The 21140-nt window shown below is 58.9% G+C and carries 23 protein-coding genes, 1 tRNA gene and 3 pseudogenes; 14 read left to right on the top strand and 13 right to left on the bottom strand.

Annotated elements, in window-relative coordinates:
- Positions 1-121: 121 nt before the first annotated feature.
- The 3 genes and pseudogenes from VOI23_RS17775 to VOI23_RS17765 all read right to left on the bottom strand — a co-directional run.
- Positions 122-253 (bottom strand): annotated as a pseudogene (locus VOI23_RS17775) (fasciclin domain-containing protein); the annotation flags it as partial.
- Entirely contained in the window at positions 252-890 is a 639-nt protein-coding gene (locus VOI23_RS17770; RefSeq protein WP_323786365.1) for a ChrR family anti-sigma-E factor, read from the bottom strand. The gene VOI23_RS17770 and the pseudogene VOI23_RS17775, both read right to left, overlap by 2 nt.
- Before the next feature lies 1 nt (position 891).
- On the bottom strand, positions 892-1407 hold the full coding sequence (locus tag VOI23_RS17765) for a sigma-70 family RNA polymerase sigma factor (RefSeq protein ID WP_323786428.1): 516 nt from the start codon (positions 1405-1407) through the stop codon (positions 892-894).
- Positions 1408-1628: 221 nt separating this feature from the next.
- On the opposite strand from VOI23_RS17765, the gene VOI23_RS17760 reads away from it, so the two are divergent.
- Genes VOI23_RS17760 through VOI23_RS17735 form a run of 6 tightly spaced genes read left to right on the top strand, consistent with a single transcriptional unit; the run spans position 1629 to position 6695 of the window.
- Positions 1629-2930, top strand: coding sequence for an NAD(P)/FAD-dependent oxidoreductase (locus tag VOI23_RS17760; RefSeq protein WP_416376547.1), 1302 nt, complete (start codon positions 1629-1631; stop codon positions 2928-2930).
- Positions 2927-3682, top strand: a complete 756-nt coding sequence (locus tag VOI23_RS17755; RefSeq protein WP_323786363.1) for a DUF1365 domain-containing protein — start codon at positions 2927-2929, stop codon at positions 3680-3682. Before VOI23_RS17760 ends, VOI23_RS17755 begins: the two co-directional genes overlap by 4 nt.
- Complete coding sequence (locus VOI23_RS17750; RefSeq protein WP_323786362.1) at positions 3682-4839, top strand: cyclopropane-fatty-acyl-phospholipid synthase family protein; 1158 nt, start codon at positions 3682-3684, stop codon at positions 4837-4839. The genes VOI23_RS17755 and VOI23_RS17750 overlap by 1 nt, the downstream gene beginning before the upstream one ends.
- The gene (locus VOI23_RS17745; RefSeq protein WP_323786361.1) at positions 4832-5581 is read left to right on the top strand and encodes an SDR family NAD(P)-dependent oxidoreductase; all 750 of its coding nucleotides are present in this window, start codon (positions 4832-4834) and stop codon (positions 5579-5581) included. Before VOI23_RS17750 ends, VOI23_RS17745 begins: the two co-directional genes overlap by 8 nt.
- On the top strand, positions 5578-6300 hold the full coding sequence (locus tag VOI23_RS17740; protein WP_323786360.1) for a hypothetical protein: 723 nt from the start codon (positions 5578-5580) through the stop codon (positions 6298-6300). Before VOI23_RS17745 ends, VOI23_RS17740 begins: the two co-directional genes overlap by 4 nt.
- Positions 6300-6695, top strand: coding sequence for a DUF2177 family protein (locus VOI23_RS17735; RefSeq protein WP_323786359.1), 396 nt, complete (start codon positions 6300-6302; stop codon positions 6693-6695). The genes VOI23_RS17740 and VOI23_RS17735 overlap by 1 nt, the downstream gene beginning before the upstream one ends.
- 475 nt (positions 6696-7170) lie before the next feature.
- Here VOI23_RS17735 and VOI23_RS17730 read toward each other — a convergent pair whose 3' ends face one another.
- Genes VOI23_RS17730 through VOI23_RS17720 form a run of 3 tightly spaced genes read right to left on the bottom strand, consistent with a single transcriptional unit; the run spans position 7171 to position 9607 of the window.
- The gene (locus VOI23_RS17730; protein ID WP_323786358.1) at positions 7171-8400 is read right to left on the bottom strand and encodes a CoA transferase; all 1230 of its coding nucleotides are present in this window, start codon (positions 8398-8400) and stop codon (positions 7171-7173) included.
- A gap of 1 nt (position 8401) precedes the next feature.
- On the bottom strand, positions 8402-8818 hold the full coding sequence (locus tag VOI23_RS17725; RefSeq protein WP_323786357.1) for a PaaI family thioesterase: 417 nt from the start codon (positions 8816-8818) through the stop codon (positions 8402-8404).
- Between the two features lie 3 nt (positions 8819-8821).
- Positions 8822-9607, bottom strand: a complete 786-nt coding sequence (locus VOI23_RS17720; protein WP_323786356.1) for an IclR family transcriptional regulator — start codon at positions 9605-9607, stop codon at positions 8822-8824.
- Positions 9608-9758: 151 nt separating this feature from the next.
- Here VOI23_RS17720 and VOI23_RS17715 point away from each other — a divergent pair, with 151 nt between their 5' ends.
- From VOI23_RS17715 to VOI23_RS17695, 5 genes are all read left to right on the top strand, one after another.
- Complete coding sequence (locus VOI23_RS17715) at positions 9759-11321, top strand: acyl-CoA synthetase (protein WP_323786355.1); 1563 nt, start codon at positions 9759-9761, stop codon at positions 11319-11321.
- A gap of 37 nt (positions 11322-11358) precedes the next feature.
- The gene (locus VOI23_RS17710; RefSeq protein ID WP_323786353.1) at positions 11359-12495 is read left to right on the top strand and encodes an FAS1-like dehydratase domain-containing protein; all 1137 of its coding nucleotides are present in this window, start codon (positions 11359-11361) and stop codon (positions 12493-12495) included.
- Between the two features lie 34 nt (positions 12496-12529).
- Positions 12530-13024 carry a TRAP transporter small permease gene (locus VOI23_RS17705; protein ID WP_323786351.1) on the top strand — a complete coding sequence of 165 codons (495 nt, stop codon included), beginning with the start codon at positions 12530-12532 and terminating at the stop codon, positions 13022-13024.
- Positions 13025-13061: 37 nt separating this feature from the next.
- Positions 13062-14072, top strand: a complete 1011-nt coding sequence (gene dctP, locus VOI23_RS17700; RefSeq protein ID WP_323786350.1) for a TRAP transporter substrate-binding protein DctP — start codon at positions 13062-13064, stop codon at positions 14070-14072.
- A gap of 71 nt (positions 14073-14143) precedes the next feature.
- A complete protein-coding gene (locus VOI23_RS17695; protein ID WP_323786349.1) occupies positions 14144-15433 on the top strand; it encodes a TRAP transporter large permease in 1290 nt (429 codons plus the stop codon).
- A 117-nt stretch (positions 15434-15550) separates the two neighbouring features.
- Here the strand turns inward: VOI23_RS17695 and VOI23_RS17690 are convergent, their stop codons facing one another.
- The 4 genes and pseudogenes from VOI23_RS17690 to dtd form a co-directional block, all read right to left on the bottom strand.
- Positions 15551-15751 (bottom strand): hypothetical protein, encoded by a 201-nt coding sequence (locus tag VOI23_RS17690; protein ID WP_323786348.1) that lies wholly within the window; start codon positions 15749-15751, stop codon positions 15551-15553.
- Between the two features lie 173 nt (positions 15752-15924).
- A pseudogene (locus VOI23_RS17685) lies at positions 15925-16173 on the bottom strand (carboxyl transferase domain-containing protein); the annotation flags it as partial.
- 231 nt (positions 16174-16404) lie between these two features.
- Positions 16405-16481: transfer RNA gene (locus VOI23_RS17680), tRNA-Met, on the bottom strand.
- Positions 16482-16654: 173 nt separating this feature from the next.
- Positions 16655-17092, bottom strand: coding sequence for a D-aminoacyl-tRNA deacylase (gene dtd, locus VOI23_RS17675; protein WP_323786347.1), 438 nt, complete (start codon positions 17090-17092; stop codon positions 16655-16657).
- Positions 17093-17228: 136 nt separating this feature from the next.
- On the opposite strand from dtd, the gene VOI23_RS17670 reads away from it, so the two are divergent.
- Positions 17229-17645 carry an Hsp20/alpha crystallin family protein gene (locus VOI23_RS17670; protein WP_323786346.1) on the top strand — a complete coding sequence of 139 codons (417 nt, stop codon included), beginning with the start codon at positions 17229-17231 and terminating at the stop codon, positions 17643-17645.
- A 10-nt stretch (positions 17646-17655) separates the two neighbouring features.
- Here the strand turns inward: VOI23_RS17670 and VOI23_RS17665 are convergent, their stop codons facing one another.
- Entirely contained in the window at positions 17656-18354 is a 699-nt protein-coding gene (locus VOI23_RS17665; protein ID WP_323786345.1) for a nitroreductase, read from the bottom strand.
- Positions 18347-19444 carry a TFIIB-type zinc finger domain-containing protein gene (locus VOI23_RS17660; protein ID WP_323786344.1) on the bottom strand — a complete coding sequence of 366 codons (1098 nt, stop codon included), beginning with the start codon at positions 19442-19444 and terminating at the stop codon, positions 18347-18349. The genes VOI23_RS17665 and VOI23_RS17660 overlap by 8 nt, the downstream gene beginning before the upstream one ends.
- 176 nt (positions 19445-19620) lie before the next feature.
- On the opposite strand from VOI23_RS17660, the gene VOI23_RS17655 reads away from it, so the two are divergent.
- Positions 19621-19998 carry a CZB domain-containing protein gene (locus VOI23_RS17655; RefSeq protein ID WP_323786343.1) on the top strand — a complete coding sequence of 126 codons (378 nt, stop codon included), beginning with the start codon at positions 19621-19623 and terminating at the stop codon, positions 19996-19998.
- 417 nt (positions 19999-20415) lie between these two features.
- Entirely contained in the window at positions 20416-20796 is a 381-nt protein-coding gene (locus VOI23_RS17650; RefSeq protein ID WP_323786342.1) for a hypothetical protein, read from the top strand.
- A 216-nt stretch (positions 20797-21012) separates the two neighbouring features.
- Here the strand turns inward: VOI23_RS17650 and VOI23_RS17645 are convergent.
- A pseudogene (locus VOI23_RS17645) lies at positions 21013-21140 on the bottom strand (transposase); the annotation flags it as partial.

The raw sequence follows: 21140 nt of genomic DNA, 5'->3' as shown, positions 1-21140 counted from the left end.
CTGCTCACGGGGCTAATGCCCGTACAATCAGCCACTGACATGCGCACAACTTAATCGGTCATCAACCCCGCGAGGGGATCTGCTAAAACGCCCCGCCCAGTTGGCCAGTCGTCACAGTCGATCAGAGGCAGGCGGGACGGGTTCCCGGCAGCAGCACCTTGTCCACCACATGGATCACGCCATTTTCGGCAATGATGTCCGCGATCACCATATTCGCCATCTCGCCGGTATCGTCCGGAATCATGACCCCGTCAGATGCGGAACAAGGGTTGCAGTAAACGCGGGATTAGCGAGTTGAAACGTAATGGCGCGTCCGTCGCCGCAAGGCAGATGCAGGGCGCCCCGGCCCCCGCGACAGGCACATGTTCCAGATCCTCGTCGGCCACCTCCAGGTCACCCACACCGAATTGGCCGGTCTCGTCGCTGAAACTGCCCTGCAGAACCAGGGTCAGTTCCAGCCCGCCATGACCATGATCGGGCACCGCCTGCCCGGCGGGGATGAACAACAACCGAACCGATCCATCGTCCGTTGCCGACAGGATCTGTTGGCGCACGCCACCGCCCAAAGCCTTCCAGCGCGGCAGCTTGCCCTTCAGCGCCTCCATCACCGGGCCGGGATAGATGCCAGAGCGCGGCTCGCGCGGTACAGACACCGGCGCGGGCCCGTCCAGCAAATCTAGCACACGGGATTTCATCCCGTCGGACAGCTCCTTGGGCGCTGTATCTTCCAGTACGAGCCCGCCTGCGGCCTGATGCGCCTCAAGCCCAGCGCGGCAGTCCAGGCACATAGAGACATGGGCCGCGACCGCAAGAGCAAATGGCTGCGGCAGGCTGCCTGCCGCATAAGCGGCCAGCAGGGCGTCGGGGGTATGGTGTCGGATCGTCGTCATCTTAACGCATGTCCTTAAGGTCGTGTCGCAGCCGTTCCAGTCCGAGACGGATGCGGGACTTGATGGTTCCCAGCGGCAGGCCGGTGCGGGTGCTGATCTCCTGATGGGTCAGCTCGCCCATATAGGCCTGTTCGATGATTTCGCGCTGGTCGTGTTTCAGTTTGGCCAGCGCCTGTTTCAGCTTCTGGGTCTCTTGTTCAACGGCCAATACTTGGGCCGCGTCGGGCTCGGCGTCCGGGTCTTCGGCCAGTTCCTCGGGTAAGGGGCGGTTTTCCTTGCGCGCCACGTCGATCTGACGATTTCGCGCGATTTGATAGATCCAGGAAGAGACCTGCGCGCGCGCCGGATCGAACTGTTCGGCCTTGTGCCAGAGCGTCAACATGACCTCCTGGACGATCTCTTCGGCCTGCCCTGCCCCGGTGCCCGTACGCATGATGAACCCTTTCAAGCGCGGCGCAAAATGATCGAAAAGCTCGGCAAAGGCCGCCCGGTCGCGCCGGTCGCGCACCGCGAGCATGCATTCTGTCTCGCGCGAGATCTCGGGGGACGGGCAGGTCACCGCTTTGATCTCCTTTCGCGGCTGCGACGCCTGCCTTCGGGCAGGGCGAGGCATTCGTGTCGTTATTTCCAAATTCTCGATCATCATAGAGCGGATACGTGGCGTAGGGAAACTGGATCATTTTTTGATCCGAATTCTTTTTGGGCACGTATCCGAACCAAATGAAACAAAGAGGCCCAATTTACATGGACTTTCCCACAAGCCACCCTCAACGCATTGCCGTGATCGGCGGCGGCATCTCGGGCCTTGCAGCCGCCTATATGCTGGCGCCACAGCACGCCGTGACCCTGTATGAGGCCGCACCGGGCATGGGCGGGCATGCGCGTACGGTCATGGCGGGGCTCCGGGGCGATCAACCGGTGGATACGGGCTTCATTGTTTTCAACTATGCAAACTATCCGCATCTGACCCGCATGTTTCAGGACCTGGACGTTCCGGTCGTAAAAAGCGACATGAGTTTCGGCGCCACGATCGACAATGGCCGCATCGAATACGGGCTGCGTGATCTGATCGCGCTGACGGCGCAGAAACGCAATCTGGCCCGACCCGGTTTTGCCCGAATGGTGCGCGACATCCTGCGTTTCAACAAACATGCCGAGGCGATGGCGCAGGACGACACCATTACGATTGGCGAGCTGATGGATACGCTGCGCCTTGGGACTTGGTTTCAACGCTTTTACCTGATGCCGCTCTGCGGGGCGATCTGGTCGACCGCGCCCGGCCAGGTCCGCGCCTTCCCCGCCCGTACCCTTGTGCAATTTTTTCGCAACCACGCGCTGCTCAGCACGACCGGACAGCATCAGTGGTGGACGGTCGATGGCGGCAGCATTGAATATGTGCGCCGTATGGAACACCACCTGCGCGGACGCGGCGTGGCCCTGCGCCCCGGTACACCAGTTCGGTCGGTCGAACGGGGCATGGGGCAAGTCACTGTTCGCTGTCCGGTCGGGGCAGAGGTCTTCGATCAGGTGATCTTTGCCTGCCACGCCGATCAGGCGCTGGCGCTGCTCGCCCGTCCCACAGATCAGGAACAGTCGGCCCTGTCCGCCATACGGTTTCAGGATAACCGAATGATCCTGCACCGCGACACCGCTCAGATGCCAAAGAACCGCAAAGTCTGGTCCAGCTGGGTCTACCGCGCCGACACTACGCGGCAGGAACCGGCAATCGGCGTAACCTATTGGATGAACCGATTGCAAAACATCCCCGAACACGACCCGCTGTTCGTATCCTTGAACCCGGCGACTGAGGTGCCCGAGCATCTGATCTATGACCAAAAGACGTTCCGCCACCCTGTCTTCGACGGACCGGCGCTGGCCGCGCAGCGCAAGCTGGGCGAAATCCAGGGGCAGAATGCCACATGGTTCGCCGGTGCCTATACCCGCCACGGTTTTCACGAAGATGGTTTTGCCAGCGCCGTGCGCATTGCGCGCATGCTGGATCGGAATGCACAGCCTGCTTGGGCGCGACAGGTCGCATGACCCGCGCCCCTGAACATATCGCGGGTATGACCACCCATACCCGGCGCGGCGCAGTTAGCAATGCGTTTCGCTACGGCGTTGACTACGTGTTGATCGACCCGGAGGCACCCGCACCCGGTCCTCGCCTTTTTTCCCGCAACCGGTTCAACCTTGCCGCCGTGCATGACTGCGACCACGGCGGGCGTATGGGGCACGGGCGCGGGGTGGTTTGGCTGCACGACGTACTGACGCAGAACGGCCTCACCCCCGAAGGGCTGCGCATCGAACTCCTGACCCAGCCGCGCTTTCTGGGGTATTCCTTCAACCCGGTCAGCTTCTGGCTGGTCTGGCGTGCGGAGGATCTGCTGGCGGTGGTGGCCGAGGTTTCGACCCCTTTCGGTGATCGCCATTCCTATCTGTGTCACCAAACTGGCTTTGCCCCCATCACGAGCAAGACCCGGATAGACCGGCCCAAATCGCTGCATGTATCGCCCTTTCAGGACGTTGCGGGCGGCTATCGGTTCGGTTTCGACATCCGCGCCGATCAAATCACCATTCAGATCCATTTCCGCAACGGTTCCGAAAGGATGGTGGCGACCCTCTCCGGCCCACGCACGCCGCTGACAAATCGCGGCCTGATCCGCGCCTTCGCCCGCCGCCCGCTAGGTGCGCTGCGCACCACCATCCTGATCCACTGGCAGGCCCTGCGCCTGAAACTCAAGGGCGCGCGTTACCGCACCCGGCCACAGCCCCCCAACCACGAGGTGACCTGATGCTGTTCCTGACCAAGCGCGTGAAGCATGACTTCCTGGACACCTGCGCCCGCATCACCAATGGCAGTCTGCGCATCCACACCCCCGAGGGCGAATTTCACGACTTCGGGTACGGCACACCGGTGGCCGAGATGCAGATCCACGACTGGTCCGTCATCCCAGCCATTGCTGCGCGCGGCGACATCGGCCTGGGCGAGACCTATGTGGCGGGCCTGTGGGACACGCCCTCGATCCAGAACCTGACCGAACTGGCGCTGCGCAATCTCGACCAGTTCGCGGGCTATGCCTATGCCGGGGTCTGGAACAGCCTGAAATTTCGCGTCGTCAACCATCTGTTGCGCGCCAATTCCCGACGCGGGGCGTCTCGCAACATCCGCGCGCACTACGATGTGGGCAACGAGTTCTATCAGCTCTGGCTGGACGAGAGCATGACCTATTCCTCGGCCCTGTTTGAAGGCACCGACACCGATCTGGGACGCGGGCAAAACCGCAAATACGACCGCATCCTGAACCGGCTGGAAGGGCGCGAACGGGTGCTGGAAATCGGCTGTGGTTGGGGCGGTTTTGCCGAACGCGCCGCCGATCGCGGCCATGCCGTGACCGGGTTGACCATTTCGCCCAGCCAGAAGGGCTATGCCGATGCGCGCCTTGACGGGCGGGCCGATATCCGCTTGCAGGATTATCGCGAAACCCAAGGCCGCTTCGACAGCATCGTCTCGATCGAGATGATCGAGGCGGTAGGCGAACGGTACTGGCCCACCTATTTCACCGCGCTGAAGGCAAGGTTGGCCGATCAGGGCCGCGCGGTGATCCAGGCGATTACCGTTCCCGACAGCTATTTCGCGACCTACCGGCGCAGCTCGGATTTCATCCGGCACTACACTTTCCCGGGCGGCATGTTGTTAAGCGCCCGGGTGATTGCCGATCAGGCCGCCCGCGCAGGGCTGCAAGTGCGTGACAGCTATGCCTTTGGCGCGGATTACGGCCAGACTTGCGCGCAATGGGGCACGGCACTGGACCGACAGGCCGCCAAGATACGCAAGTTGGGCTATGACGAGGGATTCCTGCGCAACTGGCGTTTTTATCTGGGCATTTGCGCAGCCAGTTTCGCGGTAGGTCAGACCGATGTTGTGCAGGTCGAACTGTCCCATGCCTGACTCAGACGCCATACGCGAGCGTATCTGGATCATCGGCGCCTCCGACGGCATCGGCGCAGCACTGGCGCGCGCCTGGGCTGGCCCGAAGGTAGAGCTGATCCTTTCGGCCCGGTCAAAGGCACCTCTGACCGCGCTGGCCGAACGCCTCGGCCCCGGCCACATGGTCCTGCCGTTGGATGTGAGCGACCGGGCACAGCTGGAGGCCGCCGCAGAACAGATCACAGCGGACGGGCCGCTTGATCGGATCGTGCATCTGGCCGCGCTTTATGATCCCGGCATGGTAGCCGACCTGGACCCTGATAGGGCCGCGCAAATCGTGGCGGTGAACCTGACCGGCAGCTTCCACGTGGCGCAGGTTGCGCCCCGCCTGTTGCGCCCCGGCGGTCAACTGGCGCTGTGTGGTTCGGTCGCTGGCTATATCGGCCTGCCGCTCGGGCAGATTTATTCCGCCAGCAAAGCCGGCGTGATCAACCTTGCCGAAAGCCTGCGCACGGAATGGGCGGGGCAGACAGATGTACGCCTGATTTCGCCTGGTTTTGTGGACACCCGGCTGACACGCAAGAACCGCTTTGCCATGCCCGCGCTGAGCACGCCGGAACAGGCCGCGAAGGCGATCATGGCGGGGCTCGACGGACGTCGGTTCGAAATCCACTTCCCCCGCCGCTTCACCCGCGCCCTGAAACTGCTGCGCGCCCTACCCTATTGGGCCAGCCTGCCCCTGCTGAAAAGGTTGATCACATGATCCGTGCCCACGCTCCCCTGCCCCTTCTGGTGGCGGTGCTGACGGTGACATTCGCCCTGTCACCGCTGTTCAGCGCCGGGTTCAACGGCTTCGCGGCGGAGCAGTTCCCGCTACCGCAAGTCGACCCGCCCGTGCAGCCCGCGGGCTATGCATTTTCGATCTGGGGCGTGATTTATCTGGGCCTGATCGCGGGTGGTCTGTATGGGCTGTTGCGCGCACCGGATCACCCGGACTGGGCGGCGATGCGCCCGGCGCTCGCCGTCAGCCTGGGGGTGGGCACGTTCTGGATCGCGGCGGCCAATGCCTCCCCACTGCTGGCCACAGGGATGATCCTGGTAATGGCCGCCAGTGCCATCCGCGCAATGCTGCGCTCAGGGTCCGACACACCTTGGCTGCTGGTCCGCCCCATCGCGCTCTATGCCGGATGGCTGACAGCAGCTTCGGGCGTAGGCACCGGCGTGGTGCTGGGCGGGTATGGCATCTTGTCAGCGCAATCCGCTGCCTTTTTGTGCCTGAGCGCGGTTTTGGTCGTCGCGCTCGCCGTCCAAACCCGGCGTCCCGGCGAATGGGCTTATCCGGCTGCGGTGGTCTGGGCGCTGATCGGCGTCATCATTGCCAATGCGGGCGGCCCGAACCTGCCCGTGATCTTCCTGTCCTGCCTGGGTGTCGCGCTTCTTAGCGTGCGCATTTTGCTTACCTTGATGAAAGAGCCGAAATGATGAAGATTCTGATCCTCTACCTCGCGACCGCGCTTGTGTTTCTGCTGATCGACCTGATCGGGCTGCGCCTGCTGATAAAGCCGGTGTTCGAACGCCATGTCGGGCATCTCTTGGCAGATCCGTTCCGACTGGGGGCAGCGGGGTTGTTTTATCTGGGTTACGTGGCTGGGGTGCTCTGGTTCGTCTCCGTCCCGGCACTGCGTGCAGGGGACCCGCTTGCGGCACTGATCGGCGGGGCGCTTCTGGGGCTGATGGCCTATGGCACCTATGAGTTCACCAACTACGCTACGCTGCGCGACTGGAGCCTTGAACAGGTGATCGTCGACACGCTCTGGGGCGGCGTGTTGACCGGGTTTGCGGCCTGGTCTGGCTTCATGCTTTGCAGAAGCCTGTAGGATAAATTAGGGATCACTTCACCGCCCCAAAGTGCACGACCGAGATTTCCAAAACTGCGATGTATGCGAAGAGCCAGAACGCGCTTGGTCAGGCAGGAGTACTTGTAGGTCGAGATAGTCTGTCGCGGCTGACGACATCGCCCAGTTTGGCCCCCATTGCCATGGACGACTTCGAAAGGGCGCTACGAGTTTCCAAGTTAAGCTCAGCGGTTTGTTGAATAAAATGAAGAGCGTTTACCGTTTACGCCTGCGGCCTTCGGTCCGTTCGGTCATGCGACCCTCCTGGATCGCATGACCGGGCCACCCCCTGGCCAGCCAGAACCCTAATTTGCCGCAACGGCATAGCAATCCGGCGGAGTATATGCCCCGGCACAGCCATTCAGGCCTTCGGTTTGCCTGAAAGGACCGGCAGGCATTTTCAGAGAAGGCGGATCAATAGCCAAGCCTCCGGACCATGATTTCAGGCCCCTGCCTGTCAGGGCTTTTCCCCCATCAAGATAACCTCGTCCTCGCTCAACGCCGCCAGCTTCACGTCGTCATAGCCGAACCGGTCGCGCAGCACCCTTGCAGTATCTTCGCCCAGCAATGACGGGGCCGACGAAGGCTTCGGCCCCTGTCCATCGAACAGTATCGGACCGCGCACCACCTTCATCTCGCCGACCGAAGGGTGTGAAACCGTCTCGACGAGACCGTGCGCGGCGACATGTTCCTGTTCCAGGGCGTCGGCAATCGACAGAATCGGGGCGTTGGGAACATCGAATTCGGTCAGTCGGTCCAGCCAATAGGCGGTGCTGTCTTGTGTCATGCGGTCATGGATGATCGGCTCCAGCTCATCGCGGTTATCGAGCCGCGCTTCGTAAAGCGCGAAGCGGGGGTCTTCGATCAGGTCTTCGCGCCCGAGGCAGCGGGCGAAATTGTGCCAGAACCGTTCGGTGAGGCAAGCAACGATGACATGGCCGTCCGACGTTGGGAAAGACCCGTAGGGCACGATGCTTGGATGTTGCGTACCGACGGGCTTCGGGCTTTCCCCTGTAACAAAATAGATCTGAGACAGATAACCTTGCAGGGCGATGAGGCTGTCAAGCATCGCGATTTCCACATGACGCCCCCGGCCAGTCACGTTGCGTTCATGCAGCGCGGCCAGCAGTCCGAACAGAGAAAAGATGCTACCCGCCATATCCCCCATGGGAATCCCGAGCTTGTTCGGGGCCTGACCGGGTTCGCAATTGACGCTCATCACGCCCGACAGCGCCTGCGCCACAATGTCGAAGGCCGGCTTGTCACCGTGCGGGCTGTTCCTTCCGAAGCCGGTAATGGAACAGTAGATGAGACGTTCGTTCTCCGCCCTGAGAACGTCATAGCCAAGGCCCAGCCGGTCCATCACGCCGGGTCGGAAATTTTCCAGAACGATATCGCTCTGACGCGCCAGATCCTTGGCGATCTGGATGCCTTCCGGTGATTTCAGATTCAGCGCGATGCTTTGTTTGCAGCGGTTGAGCGCGATGTAATAATGGCTGAGCGGACCATGAAACGGGGGGAAGTTTCGTGTTTCATCGCCTTTTTCGATCGGTTCCACCTTGATGATCTCGGCACCGAGATCCGCAAGAACCATGCTCGCATAGGGCCCGGAAAGAATGCGCGAGAAATCGAGAACCTTGATCCCGGCAAGCGGCCCTTGATACGCGGCGTTTTTCTGGTCGGTCATATCAGGCCACCTTTCGGGAAATTTTCATTACCGCCGACGCCAGCGCAACGATTCTAGCGCCATCGACGATTTCGGCATCCAGAAACATCATAGACCCAGTTGCCTGCCGCAATTTCGCCCGCGCCTCTAGGCGTGCGCCGGGTTTGGCGGCGCCGACGAACCGGGTGTCCATCTGTACCGTGACGGTCGGGGCACGGTCGGCCGCATGCCAGGCCACCATGGCGATTGCCTGATCGAGAAGCGCCGTAATGACACCCCCATGGACCAATCCAAGCGCGTTGGCATGTTGTTCCGCCGTATCTATCGCGTAGACATACCCCCCTTCACCGTCGTGCGCGGCCATCAACGGGCCGACATTCGCCATGAAAGCCCCCGCGTTCAGCGGCTTCCAGGTTTTTTCCTCCCTTGCGTCTGTCACTCTCTAACTCCCTGTCGTGATTTGCATGGTTTCGATTTCATTGCGCACATCCATCAGGGCGCGCGCGAGTTTCGGGATTTCCCCTTCTCCAAGCCGTTCGGTGATGCCGATGGCGACGAGCGAGCGGATCATTTGCTTCTTTTCATTGAAAATCGGGACCGCGACGACCGTGACCCCCGAAATATAGCTCCCTTGGTCAACAGCATAACCACGCTCGCGAGCCTCTCCGACTTCGGTGAGCCATTCTTCGAATGAAGGCGGATGGTCCCATACCAGTTTTGCAAATTCGCGATTGAGCTCTTCCCGGGACAGATCATTGAAGGCCGCGAACAGACGTCCGGTCGCAGAGATCAAGAGAGGAAAACGCGACCCGAGATCCACCTGAAGCCGGAACGGCAGCGAGGATTGCGACAGCGCAACGACGACCATCTGACCCGGTTCGGACAGCTGGGTGGCGATCGAAGTCACCCCGAAACGCGTGGACAGTTCGGACAGACGCGGCTGAATCATCACCGAGAAAGTGTTCTTCTGAAGCGCCGAGCGCGCCAGTGGCAAGATGCCGATTCCGATCGAATAGCGTTTCGTCTGCGAATCGAATTCGACGAGCCCCTCGTCCTGCAACACCCGCAGAATGTGCAGGCAAGTGCTGGGCACCAGGTCCAGTTCCCGTGCCATCGGATTGACCCCGACAGGATCGTTCGAACGGGCCAAAAACCTAAGGATTGCAACGGCTCGCGTCACTGCGGGCACCTGTCGTTTCGTGATCTGTTTTTCGTCTTTGTCGGCCATTGGAACTCTCTGATATTGCTGATATTTGTTGTACATGTACAATAATATAAGCGTATTGACAATAGATTATCCAACTCTCTACCGTTGTCAACGAAGCGACGGACCGCGGATTGGCGGTTCGGTGTGAGTTGAAACGGGAGGAAAACGGGATATGGTCCGATTGACGGAATACACGTCCTATGCGGATGCACAGGCGCACTACACCAAAGAGGGGCTTTGGGAGCTGTTCGATGGTACGCGGGAACGGTTCAACATCGCCCATGAGTGCATCGACCGTCATGTCGACGGGGACAATATCGCATTGCGGATCGCCCATTCGGATGGGTCGGACGAAGTTATCACTTTCGCGGAAATTTCCCGCCGTTCGTCACAGATCGCGCATTACCTGAAGGCGAAGGGTATCGAGAAAGGCGACCGGGTCGCCGTGATGATCGAACCCTCGCTGGCATTCTATTGTGCGATCTTCGGTGCGATCAAGGCGGGTGCAGTGGCGGTGCCGATGTTCACGCTTTTCGGGCCTGATGGGATCAAGCTGCGCGTTGGTGATTGCGATCCTGACGTTTTCTTCACCAATGTGGAAAAGGCACCGGAAGCCGAAGAGGGCGGCGCGAAGAACGTCACCGTTGTCGATCGGGCCTTTCTTGAAAGCCTTGCAGACCTGCCCGAAACGTTCGAGTGGTCAACGTCTGGGCGCGATCTGGCGGTACTGCAATACACTTCGGGTACGACAAGGGCGTTGCCGGCTGCGGTAAAACACAGCCACCAGTCGATCGTGACTCTGATGGTAGCCGCGCTTTACGCTACCGGCATTCGTCCGGGCGACCGGTTTTTCTGCCCTTCGTCCCCGGCCTGGGGGCACGGATTGTGGCACGGTACGCTGGCGCCGCTGGCCATGGGCGTGTCGACCGGCACGTTCAGTGGCAAGTTCGATCCGGTGCGGTTGCTTAAGGCGCTGCAGGATTTCAAAATCACCAACCTGACGGCGGCAGCCACCCATTATCGCATGATGCGCAATTCGGGTCGGGCCGAGGAATTCAATTTTTACTTCGAAAAACTGTCCTTTACCGGTGAACCAATCGACAGCGAAACAGCAGTTTATGTCGAGCGTGTCTTTGGGCCCAAGGTGCGGTCGATGTATGGCACAACCGAGATCGGTGTGATCATCGCCAACTATCCCGGTGCCGACGATCTTGAGGTGCGCGATGGCGCAATGGGCAAGGCGGTTCCTGGGGTTGAAGTCGAAGTGCAGGATGCCGACGGCAATCCGTGCAAGCCGAATGAACCCGGTGAACTGATGGTCAAAAAGGGCGGCAAATGGTTCCCGACCAAGGATTTGGGCCGGGTCGATGAGGACGGCTATTTCTACCACGGCGGCCGGGCCGATGACGTGATCATCTCGGCCGGCTGGACCATCGGCGCGGTCGAGGTTGAGGACGCGATCCTCGGCCATCCGGCGGTTGCCGAATGCGGCGTGATCGGCGCGCCCGACGACCTGCGTGGCCAAGTGGTCAAGGCTTACATCATTCTAAAGGGCCAGGACGAAAGCGAAAGCGTCGCGAAGAGCATCCAGGACCATGTCCGGGCCAAGCTGGGCCGCCATGAATACCCCCGCCAGATCGAATTCGTGACCGAACTGCCGAAAACACCGGCAGGCAAGGTCAATCGGAAAATCCTGCGCGATCAGCAGGCCAAAAAACTGGAGGCTGCCGGCTGAGCCTGCGCCCCCGTCATTATCCAAGGAGAAAAACAAGATGAACGAAATGGTACGGAAATTTCCGAAGATCACCGAGGAAGGTCTCGACGATCTGCGCAAGCGCGTCGGTGTGAAAATCGAGAGAACCGTCGAGCCGTGGTGCTATGAGGCCACCCGCGACAATATCCGTCACTACGCCCATGGGATCGGCGACGACAACCCGCTGTGGTGCGACCCGGACTACGCAAAGACCACCAAATACGGCGAAGTCATCGCGCTGCCGAGCTTCCTGTTCGCCACCAGCCGGATCATCTCGGGCTATGTCGGCGGTCTGCCGGGCGTCCACGCAATGTGGTCGGGCGCGAACTGGAACTGGCATAAGGTCATTCCGCGCAACACCGAATTCCGTACCGAAGCCTATCTGAAGGACCTGGTCGAACACGAGACCCGCTTCGCCGGCAAGGCGGTACAGCAGATCTATCACGTCGATTTCTATGACGCCAATACCGGCGACCTGCTTGCGGATGCCGATAGCTGGTGTTTCCGCACCGACCGCGATCAGGCGCGCGAAAACGGGACCAAGTACACCGAGGCCAAAGAAAAAGGTCGCCGTGTCTACACCCAGGAAGAGCTTGATAAATATTACAAGTATTACGAGCAGGAAACCATTCGCGGTGCTGAAACCCGCTATTGGGACGACGTCAACGAAGGCGACGAATTGCCGACAATGGTGAAAGGTCCGATGACCGCAACGGGTTTCATCGCCTATGCGCAGGGCTGGGGCGGTCTTTACATCCGTGCCAACAAGCTGGCTTGGCAACTGCAGCAGAAACACCCCTCGGCCGGCATCAAGAACCGTTTCGGCATTCCCGATTGCCCCGAGCGGGTACACTGGGAAGAGGAATTCGCTCTCGAGGTTGGTGCGCCCGGTGCGTATGACTACGGCCCCGAGAGAACTTCGTGGCTGACTCATCAAGTCACCAACTGGATGAGCGATGACGGGTTCCTGCGTCAGGCCAAATGCCAGGTCCGCCGGCATAACCCCGAAGGCGACATCATCCTGATCCACGGGACCGTGATCCGCAAATACGAAGAAAACGGCCGCTACCTGCTGGAAATCCAGCAACGCGCCGAGCAACAGGACGGGGAACTTTCCGCTATGGGATCGGCCATCGTCGAATTGCCAAAGCGCTGATGGGAACCGGCGCGTCAACCATGAGGAGGTTGGGTTGGACGTCTTAGGTAACATCCTGAAAAAAATCGAGGACACCCTGCATAGTGCCGGGTGCCTCGCACTGGCTGGAGTGGCGGTGTTGATCAATGCAGACATCCTGCTGCGATTGTTCGCTAACCGGCCCGTGCAGATCCAGTTCGAACTGACTGAACTGTATCTGATGCCAGCCTTGGCCACATTGTCGTTGTCGCGGGTGTTCCGCGAGGGCGGGCATCTGGCGGTCGACTTCATGCCGGAAAACTTTCCGGGGCTCTTCGGTGCTCTGATCGTAAAAATCCGGCTTCTGCTGCCGGCGGCATTCTTTGCCGCCGTCACTTACAAGTCCGGCCAATTCGCCCTGGAGGCCATCACGCATGGCGAGGTCGAATATGGCGTGATCGATTGGCCGCTCGGGTGGGCCTATTCCGTTGTCCCGGTGGGATGCGGGGTTCTGGCTTTGCGGCTTATCCACGATGCTTTTTTGAGTAAGGGTCTGGATTCACTCGGATAATCTGAAAGTTGGAGGAAAGAAATTGGGAGGAAATAAGATGAAACTATTGAACACTGTTCGTGCAACGCTGACCGGCTTGGCAGCGCTTGGCCTGACCAGCTTCGGCGCATCCGCCGAAACGACGCTGCGACTGGGCGATTTCCAGGCGACCGGTCACATCATTTCGGTCGAAGGTACAACCCGCTGGATGGCGGCAGTGCAAGAAGCGACCAACGGCGAGGTGAAGTTTGAACATTTCCCATCGCAGCAGGCCGCCAAATCCAAGGCGCAACTCGATGCGGTTAACAACGGCATTCTCGACGCGGCCCTGTTGGGGGCGCTGTATCACGCCGAAGCGCTGCCGCTGAATTCGGTGGTTGGCCTGCCCGGTTTCTACAGCACGGCGCAGCAAGGCACCGAGGCGCTGCAGACCATGCTGAAAGACGGCCCATTGCGCGATGAATTTCTGGCCGCCGGGGTGACCCCGATTTTCGGCTTCGTGCTGCCACCCTATCAGGTTTTGGCCAAGAAGCATCTGGGTGTGCCCGCCGACTGGAATGGCCTGGACATCCGCACCTCGGGATCGACACAGGCGATGACCGCCCGCGCGTTGGGCGCTGTCGGAATCTCGATCCCCGGTCCAGAAGTTTATACCGCAGTCGAACGCGGGCGTCTGGACGCGGTGCTGTTCCCGCTGCCGTCGGTGCCAGGGTACAAGCTGAACGAAGTGGTCAGCCACATTTCCAGCAACGGATCGTTCGGCGGTTACAGCTTCGTGATGGCCATCCGCAGCGATCTGTTCGACGGTCTGTCTGCCGATGTGCAGGCGAAAATGATCGAACTGGGCGGCGAAGCCGCGCTGCATGTGGCAATGGCACAGGACGAGTCGGTGCAGGGCCTGCTGACCCAGTGGAAAGCCGATGGTATCGATACCTACAGCTTCACCGATGCCGAACTTGTAGAAATCCGCGACAACCTGATCGCGGTCAGCTCGGACTGGGTGGAACGGATCAAGAGCGATAGTGCAGCCGAAGTGCTGGACCAGTATCGCACATTGACCTCCCAGTAACATCTTTGCCCTGAAGCCAGCCGGACGATCGTTTCGACGACCGTCCGGCAAATGGAGCTCGCGACCCGCTGATGCTGACTTTTTTCGCTCTGCTTATCCTGCTTGCCGTATTCATGGCCTTTCGCATGCCGATCGCTTTCGCTATGGGACTGGTCGGTTTCTTCGGCCTCGCATTACAACTTGGTCTCCGTCCTGCATTCGCCGTTCTGGAACGGGTATTTTTTGACAGTTCGTCGTCGTTCATTCTGGTCGCGATCCCGCTGTTCATCCTGATGGCGGAACTGCTGACCGCAGGCGATGTTACGCGCCGTGCCATTTACGCGTGCCAAAGCTGGATCGGCCATGTCAAAGGCGGTCTTGCAATGGCCACCGTCGCGGCGTCGGTCATCCTTGCAGCCCTGGTGGGCAGTTCGACCGCATCGACTGCGGCGATGGCCGCCTCGGCCTTTCCCGAAATGCGCAACCACAATTATTCCGAACGGCTTGCCGCGGCAGTTGTGAGCGTGGGTGGCACCCTTGCGGTGGTCGTTCCCCCGTCCATCGTATTGGTGGTTTATGGAGTGCTGACCGAAACCTCGATCGGCAAACTGTTCATCGCGGGCATCCTGCCCGGCCTGTTGACGGCTACGGGGCTGGTCGTCGTCATCGCCCTTATTGCCGTGCGTACCGATCAGGCGCCCAAGGGCGATCCCTTTGTGCTGGGCAAGGCGATCCGCAACAGCCGTCATGTGATCCCGATGGGTCTGTTAATGCTGGCGGTGATCGGAGCCATCTATGGCGGGCTTGCTTCGCCCTCCGAAGCCGCTGCTTTGGGTGTGATGGGAGCTCTGGTTATCGTCCTGATGCAGCGCACACTCAGTTTCACGGCGCTGAACAGGTCAATTTCGGGTTCGATCAGGGCGACCGTCATGATCGTGACGATTGTCTGCTGTTCGGCGATTTTTTCCAACTACCTGGCCTTCACCCGGATTACCCATGCTTTGCTGGAATTCGCATCCACGACCGATCTGCCCCGCGAAGTTATCATGCTGATCATGGTACTAGCGCTGTTGGTCATGGGGATGTTCATGGACCAGCTTGCGATCCTGTCGCTGTCAATGCCATTGGCCTTCCCGACCGCGATGGCGCTTGGCTATGATCCGGTCTGGTTCGGTGTTGTTGTGACTAAAACGGTGGAAATCGGACTTTTGACCCCGCCTTTGGGATTGAACGCCTATGTGGCGGCGGGGCAAACCGGTGTGCCGCTCAGAACAATATTCCGCGGAATTCTACCGTTTCTCGTGATGGAAATTCTGGTCCTGATTCTGCTGCTCAGTTTTCCGCAGATCACGCTGTGGCTGCCAAGCCTGATGGTGCGCTGAAGCAATAACCCGACACTCGACAGACCGCTTGTTACCCGATCCGTCCCGTGACGCGAGAGGGTGGGGAAAATGCGTCGACACGTCAGGAGAAAACAATGACCATATTACACAGCAACGTCACGACCGGATCGCGATCATTTCGGCCGCATTTTTTACAACTATGCGCGGACGAGCGCCAAAGTGCAGGTCGATATTCTGATTGTGCTCCTTGGCGTGGACTTTCGCCTGGGCGAATTCCTTGCGCAGCTCCGGCGTAATTTGCGCCTGTAGGGTGAACCTTAGCCCGTCAAAGCCCGAATGAAGGATTTGTGCGTTCATCTGCGATGCTCTTCGCTTTCGTAGTCGTGGAGGGGGGTGTTACATGACCCCCCTTTGCCTATCGGCTAACCATAGGGGTTCATCTTGTGGGTAGGGTTTGTGGTCAAACGCACATCGACAAATTCTAAACCACGATTGCTCAGTGTTCCCTTTTATCAATCGCATCGTCCGCCCCATGCGGCTTGCCGCCGCCTCCCGTAGGCCCGGCCGCACATGCCGTAATTGCCCGCGCCGTAGGACCTGCCGATAATGACGGTGATCTTCGGGACGTTGGCGGTTGAAACGGCAGTAACGAGCTTGGCCCCGTCCTTGGCGATCCCGCCCGCCTCGTATTTCGAACCGACCATGAAACCGGTGGTGTTTTGTAAGAACAGGATCGGGATCTTGCGCTGGCAGCACGGTTCGACGAAATGCGCCCCTTGGGAAGGGAAAATCCACCTAACTCAACTGTACAGATTTGTCGGGCCACCTCTCATGTTGTTCGAAACAGCAGCTTTGGGCCGTAGTATCCGCCCCAGTCCGGCATTCTCGTGTTGCATAATAACTACGCCGTCAGTTCGCTTCACTTGCTTCCACGATGCTTCCAGCGCGGATTGGGCAACGCAAATATCCGCCCAAGGGCGGCAGGCAACATATTGATATGCATTGAAAAGTGGTTGCGGGGGTAGGATTTGAACCTACGACCTTCAGGTTATGAGCCTGACGAGCTACCGGGCTGCTCCACCCCGCGACACTTGTTGGGGTGGTTTATGGGAACCGCGGGGGGAGTACAAGACCGATTCAGACCCGATTGCCCCCTATGTCACATTTTTTTCAACTCTCGGTCCGGATTTTTTTCACGCCACATAAAATGAAGACGTTTCAAGCGTGTGAAACGGTTGGCGCCGTCGGCAATATTGAGTCTCAGGCTTCCATCCAGATCGTTACCGGACCGTCATTGAGCAGATCCACCTGCATGTCGGCACCAAATACCCCGGTTTCGACCGGTACACCAAGCGCGGCAAGCCTCACCGCAAAATACTCATAGAGCCTCTTGCCCTCTTCCGGCGCGGCGGCGGTGGAAAATCCCGGGCGATTGCCGCGCGACGTATCGGCGGCCAGGGTGAATTGCGACACCACTAGGGCCGATCCGCCAACATCCAGAAGCGATCGGTTCATTTTGCCCGAATCATCCTTGAAGATGCGCAGTTTGGAAATCTTGGCTGCCAACTGATCGGCTTGCGCTTCGCCGTCGCCCTGCATGGCGCAGATCAGAATCAACAGTCCCGGGCCGCTGCGCCCGATCACTTCTCCCGCGACAGATACCGAGGCCCGACCGACCCGTTGCAACACAGCACGCATTTATCTCTCCTCGATTCACCTGCCTTATAGGTTGAACAATCCAGAGCTGACCGCAAGCAGACTTGATGCGGATCAAAGCGCGTTCCCATCCGTGTCGGAATACTAAGCGCAGACATTTACGCGGAGGAGAAAACAAATGGTAGAGAAATCCCATACCGCCGGAACTTGGCCGAATTTTTACGAGCCGCTGAGAAACTTTGGTCAGAAGATGGCGGATTGGCTGGCGCCGGCATCAGAGGCGTCGACCACAGAGAACAGTTACAAGATTTCGTTGGAACTGCCCGGGGTCGAGGAAAAAGATATCGACGTATCGGTGCATGACGGTGTGGTCGTCGTAAAGGGTGAAAAAACGTCACAGAAAGAAGAGAAAGGCGAGACCTGGTTCTTTTCCGAACGGCAATACGGGTCCTTCAGCCGGTCCTTCCGCCTGCCTGAAGATGCCGATGGCGACAAAGTCGAAGCGCATCTGAAAGACGGTGTTTTGCAGGTGGTCGTACCCAAGGCAGGCCCCGAAGCCAAGCAGGGCACCAAGGTCAAGATCAACAAGGGCTAAGGGCCCTGTCCTATTTGCGCCAGTCAATCACCTCGTCCAGCGGTGCCCGTTCCGTTCGGAAACGGTTGGCGGGGTGGTCGGCATCTTCAAAGCCGAAGGAAATGGCACACAGGATCAGGCGGTCTTGGGGGATGTCGAAATGGTCCCGCAGGCTGGGGGCGAAAGCCGCCACCGCCGCTTGTGGGATGGTCGCGATACCCAACGCCTGTGCCGCCAGAGTGAAAGCGGCGATGAAACCGCCGCAATCCATCGCACCATACGGCCCCAGATCGCTTTCGCTGGTCACGATCGCCACATGCGGTGCGCCGAAAAGCCGGTAATTCTCCAGCATCTGCTGCCCCGAGGCCGCACGGTCGCCGCGCTCTACCCCGACCGCGTCATAGAGCTGCAAACCACAGGTGCGACGGCGCGACTGATAAACCCCGGTATAGCGCTTGGGCCAATCAAGATCCGGTTCGGGTTGTTTCGTCAGTGCTGCATCATACAACATGTCCCGAAACCGGTCGGTTTCCATGCCACTGGTGACAATCACCTGCCACGGCTGAGCATTGCACCAACTGGGCACCCGTTGTGCCGCAGCAACAATCCGCGTGATTTGTTCCGCCGGCACCGGATCAGGCAAAAATCCCCGGCAACTGTGCCGATCATGCAGAAGGCTGAAAAGCGTATCGAAGGCACTGCTCGGTTGGTTTGGTTCTTGATCAGACATTACCTTCGCTCATCGCTATTAGATATCCAATGCCACCCGCCGCGATCAGTCCCAATATGACAGCGATGGTAATTTTCCAAACCGACCATGGCCGTTCACCCCGGACCTGACCCGTCCGCCCGTTCACCACGAAGCGATAGGTCTTGCCACGGTATTTATAAGCGGCGAGCCAGACCGGAAGGAGGATGTGTTTAAAGGTAACATCGCTGATCTGGGTTTGAATATCGTGGACACGCTGCCGGTCGCCGCCGATATCGAAACGGACATCACGTTCAATCACCCGGTCCATGTGGCGGCGCGCCTCGTCATAGCCTTCGTCCAGGTCTACCGTGTATCCTTCGGCCCTGAACCCAGCCAGAAATTCCGGTCGATAGGGTTCCAGCGCCGCCAAATCCCACGGTTCAAGAGCGTCGGTATAGCTTTTTGGCAAAGACCGTGAAGCAAGAACCAGCACATCGTCGAAGAACCGGGCCACCCGACCCGAAGCGGGATACCACCGTACCTTTTGAACTTGCTCCTGCACCTGCTTGCCATCGCGCATAACCGTACGGGTTTCGTAATACACGACGCCCCGTTCACCGCGATAGCGGCTTTTGGTGTCGGCATCGTAGGTCCAGTAGGGAACATAGATGCCTTCCATCTTGCGGCCCTTGCGGGCGTAATCCTGTAATCCGTTCGGCGCGAACCACAACCGGCCCAACCAATCGGTCATCGCCTTGCGAGCCTGACTTTCGGTCAGGGCAAAGGGCAGCACGCCGCGCGGCTTGATATGGCGATGTGCGCCGGTATCTGTCACCACGGGCGTGGCACAGAACGGGCATTCAGCGGCATGTGTGGCGTCGTCCAATTCGATTTGGGCACCGCAATTGGGGCATTTACTGACCCTGGTTTCTTCGAAATCCTGGCTTGGTAAGAGGTTGTCCAGCGCGTGTTTGAAATCCAGTTCCTGAATACCGCCGGTACGTGGCGACTGTTGCGCCATCTCGGCCTTGTACCCGCAATGATCGCAGACCAATTGGCCCTGTTCGGGGTCAAACCGCAAATCCGCGCCACATTCATCGCAGGGGAAACGGTGTTCAGTCGACGCCATGTCTCTAGGCCCTTCCTATCAAAGACAGAACAAAGGTCTTATTTTTCAGTACTTTGTCACAGTCATTTTTGCTCTCTTTTTTGCTATTTCACAATAAAAAGTATGGGTCCACTGTCGTTTTGAGGTCTGACAACGGCGACAAAGTTTATTGAGACATCACGATAGAGGAAGAAATCATGCAAACCCAAACAGCCATCTTATTGCAGGACGAACTGGACGACGCCATGCGGGCACACTCTGATTGGAAACTGCGCCTGCGCGAAGCTGCCGTCTACGGGGACACCGATCTTCCTGTCGAAGAAATCAAAAGCGATGTTTGTTGCGATTTTGGCGAATGGCTGCAGTCTCTGCCGCATTTCCTGCGCAATTCAGGAGAAGTCCGCGAAGTTGATAGGCTGCACAAGATGTTTCACGCCTGTGCTGGCGGGATTGCCGAACAGATATATCTCGGCCAATTCGATATAGCGATTTCCAATCTCAGCGGACACGAATACAACGATCTATCGGTGGAACTGGCCAAGGCGATGATGCGTTGGAAATTGGCTGTGCAATAAAGATCCTAGCGAAGCAGATCAGATAGTATCAGGTACTGCCTCCATCACAACACGGGTCGTCAACCCGGCCGTGGCGGCGTTGCCTTAGGCGGCAACTCCTGTTGATGACAGAACTCTGTACAATTAACCGCCCCCGCCCAGCCGGGGGCGGTTTTATGTCTGCCCCCCGGGGAATCGCATGCCCGAGTTGGCCCCGAAATTGCAGTCTCACTTTCAATTGTTGGTCGGTCTGCGCTTCTGATGAGGTAAAAACCCCTCTGGCGAGGTGATAAACTCGTTAGTTTATCACCGCTTACATACTTAATAGCGTGTCTGAAAAACTTTTGGATAGTATCGAACTAAAATGATTGCCTGTAGTGTCGTTTAGGTAATCAACGGCGCGTGACTGCCCCTACTTAAGACACAAAGGACATCAAAATGGCTCAGCAAACGATCACAGCGAACACCCGCGACACTCTTAAGCAAGCGCATGTCGCGCATTACGCTCTGGGCCTGCAGCTGCGCGCAGCAGCATATGACGAAAACCGCGCCATTTCGGTGCGCCATGTTCGCGATCGCAGCAAGACGCCGCTGGCGCAGTTGCTGATGGCGCTGTGCGCTCAGGGCCGCAACACCCCGAAGATGCGCGAAGTCGACATGCTGCACGCCGAATTCCACGACGCCGCCGGTGCGGTCGCCACGCTGATCAATGCAGGCCTGTTTGACGAAGCCATCGACGAACTGGCCACCGGTTATTTCGCCGAAGCCGCCTCCGACCTGTCGCGCGCACTGTGCTATTTCGGGGTCGAAATCGCCTGATTTTCCTAGGGGTAGGAAACAAAAAGCGGCGCCTTGGGGGAGGCGCCGCTTTTTTTGCGCATTACGACCGGCCTGTAGGCAACCAAGGCTGCTGGAACGGTGGTTGATAACCTAACATAGCATCTTCATGGCCAAGACTGGATCGTCTGGAGCTTTGTCATTCAGCCCGACATTCACCAGCTTGTGCACGTCTATCATGGTGGCATTCGGAATATTGAGCTTGGCGTTCTCGGCCTCCAGCGCCTTCAGGCGCTTGGCGTCGGATACTTCCATGCCGCCGTATTTTGAACGCCACTTGTAGAAGGTCGCATCACTGATCCCATGCTTGCGGCACAGGTCCTTGG

Origin of the sequence: Thalassovita sp. (assembly GCF_034670005.1) — a bacterium.
In the GTDB taxonomy this organism is placed as follows: domain Bacteria; phylum Pseudomonadota; class Alphaproteobacteria; order Rhodobacterales; family Rhodobacteraceae; genus Thalassobius.
Note: the sequence above shows the minus strand (reverse complement) of the source record. Positions and strands in the feature narration are given on the sequence as shown.

Excerpts from the sequence above, each read along its gene's own strand:
- dctP (WP_323786350.1), top strand. The coding sequence starts at position 13,062 with ATGAAACTATTGAACACTGTTCGTGCAACGCTGACCGGCTTGGCAGCG.
- dtd (WP_323786347.1), bottom strand. The coding sequence starts at position 17,092 with ATGCGTGCTGTGTTGCAACGGGTCGGTCGGGCCTCGGTATCTGTCGCG.
- VOI23_RS17660 (WP_323786344.1), bottom strand. The coding sequence starts at position 19,444 with ATGGCGTCGACTGAACACCGTTTCCCCTGCGATGAATGTGGCGCGGAT.
- VOI23_RS17650 (WP_323786342.1), top strand. The coding sequence starts at position 20,416 with ATGGCTCAGCAAACGATCACAGCGAACACCCGCGACACTCTTAAGCAA.
- VOI23_RS17745 (WP_323786361.1), top strand. The coding sequence starts at position 4,832 with ATGCCTGACTCAGACGCCATACGCGAGCGTATCTGGATCATCGGCGCC.
- VOI23_RS17755 (WP_323786363.1), top strand. The coding sequence starts at position 2,927 with ATGACCCGCGCCCCTGAACATATCGCGGGTATGACCACCCATACCCGG.
- VOI23_RS17740 (WP_323786360.1), top strand. The coding sequence starts at position 5,578 with ATGATCCGTGCCCACGCTCCCCTGCCCCTTCTGGTGGCGGTGCTGACG.
- VOI23_RS17670 (WP_323786346.1), top strand. The coding sequence starts at position 17,229 with ATGGTAGAGAAATCCCATACCGCCGGAACTTGGCCGAATTTTTACGAG.
- VOI23_RS17655 (WP_323786343.1), top strand. The coding sequence starts at position 19,621 with ATGCAAACCCAAACAGCCATCTTATTGCAGGACGAACTGGACGACGCC.
- VOI23_RS17770 (WP_323786365.1), bottom strand. The coding sequence starts at position 890 with ATGACGACGATCCGACACCATACCCCCGACGCCCTGCTGGCCGCTTAT.
- VOI23_RS17665 (WP_323786345.1), bottom strand. The coding sequence starts at position 18,354 with ATGTCTGATCAAGAACCAAACCAACCGAGCAGTGCCTTCGATACGCTT.
- VOI23_RS17730 (WP_323786358.1), bottom strand. The coding sequence starts at position 8,400 with ATGACCGACCAGAAAAACGCCGCGTATCAAGGGCCGCTTGCCGGGATC.
- VOI23_RS17690 (WP_323786348.1), bottom strand. The coding sequence starts at position 15,751 with ATGAACGCACAAATCCTTCATTCGGGCTTTGACGGGCTAAGGTTCACC.
- VOI23_RS17720 (WP_323786356.1), bottom strand. The coding sequence starts at position 9,607 with ATGGCCGACAAAGACGAAAAACAGATCACGAAACGACAGGTGCCCGCA.
- VOI23_RS17715 (WP_323786355.1), top strand. The coding sequence starts at position 9,759 with ATGGTCCGATTGACGGAATACACGTCCTATGCGGATGCACAGGCGCAC.
- VOI23_RS17695 (WP_323786349.1), top strand. The coding sequence starts at position 14,144 with ATGCTGACTTTTTTCGCTCTGCTTATCCTGCTTGCCGTATTCATGGCC.
- VOI23_RS17710 (WP_323786353.1), top strand. The coding sequence starts at position 11,359 with ATGAACGAAATGGTACGGAAATTTCCGAAGATCACCGAGGAAGGTCTC.
- VOI23_RS17735 (WP_323786359.1), top strand. The coding sequence starts at position 6,300 with ATGAAGATTCTGATCCTCTACCTCGCGACCGCGCTTGTGTTTCTGCTG.
- VOI23_RS17750 (WP_323786362.1), top strand. The coding sequence starts at position 3,682 with ATGCTGTTCCTGACCAAGCGCGTGAAGCATGACTTCCTGGACACCTGC.
- VOI23_RS17765 (WP_323786428.1), bottom strand. The coding sequence starts at position 1,407 with ATGCTCGCGGTGCGCGACCGGCGCGACCGGGCGGCCTTTGCCGAGCTT.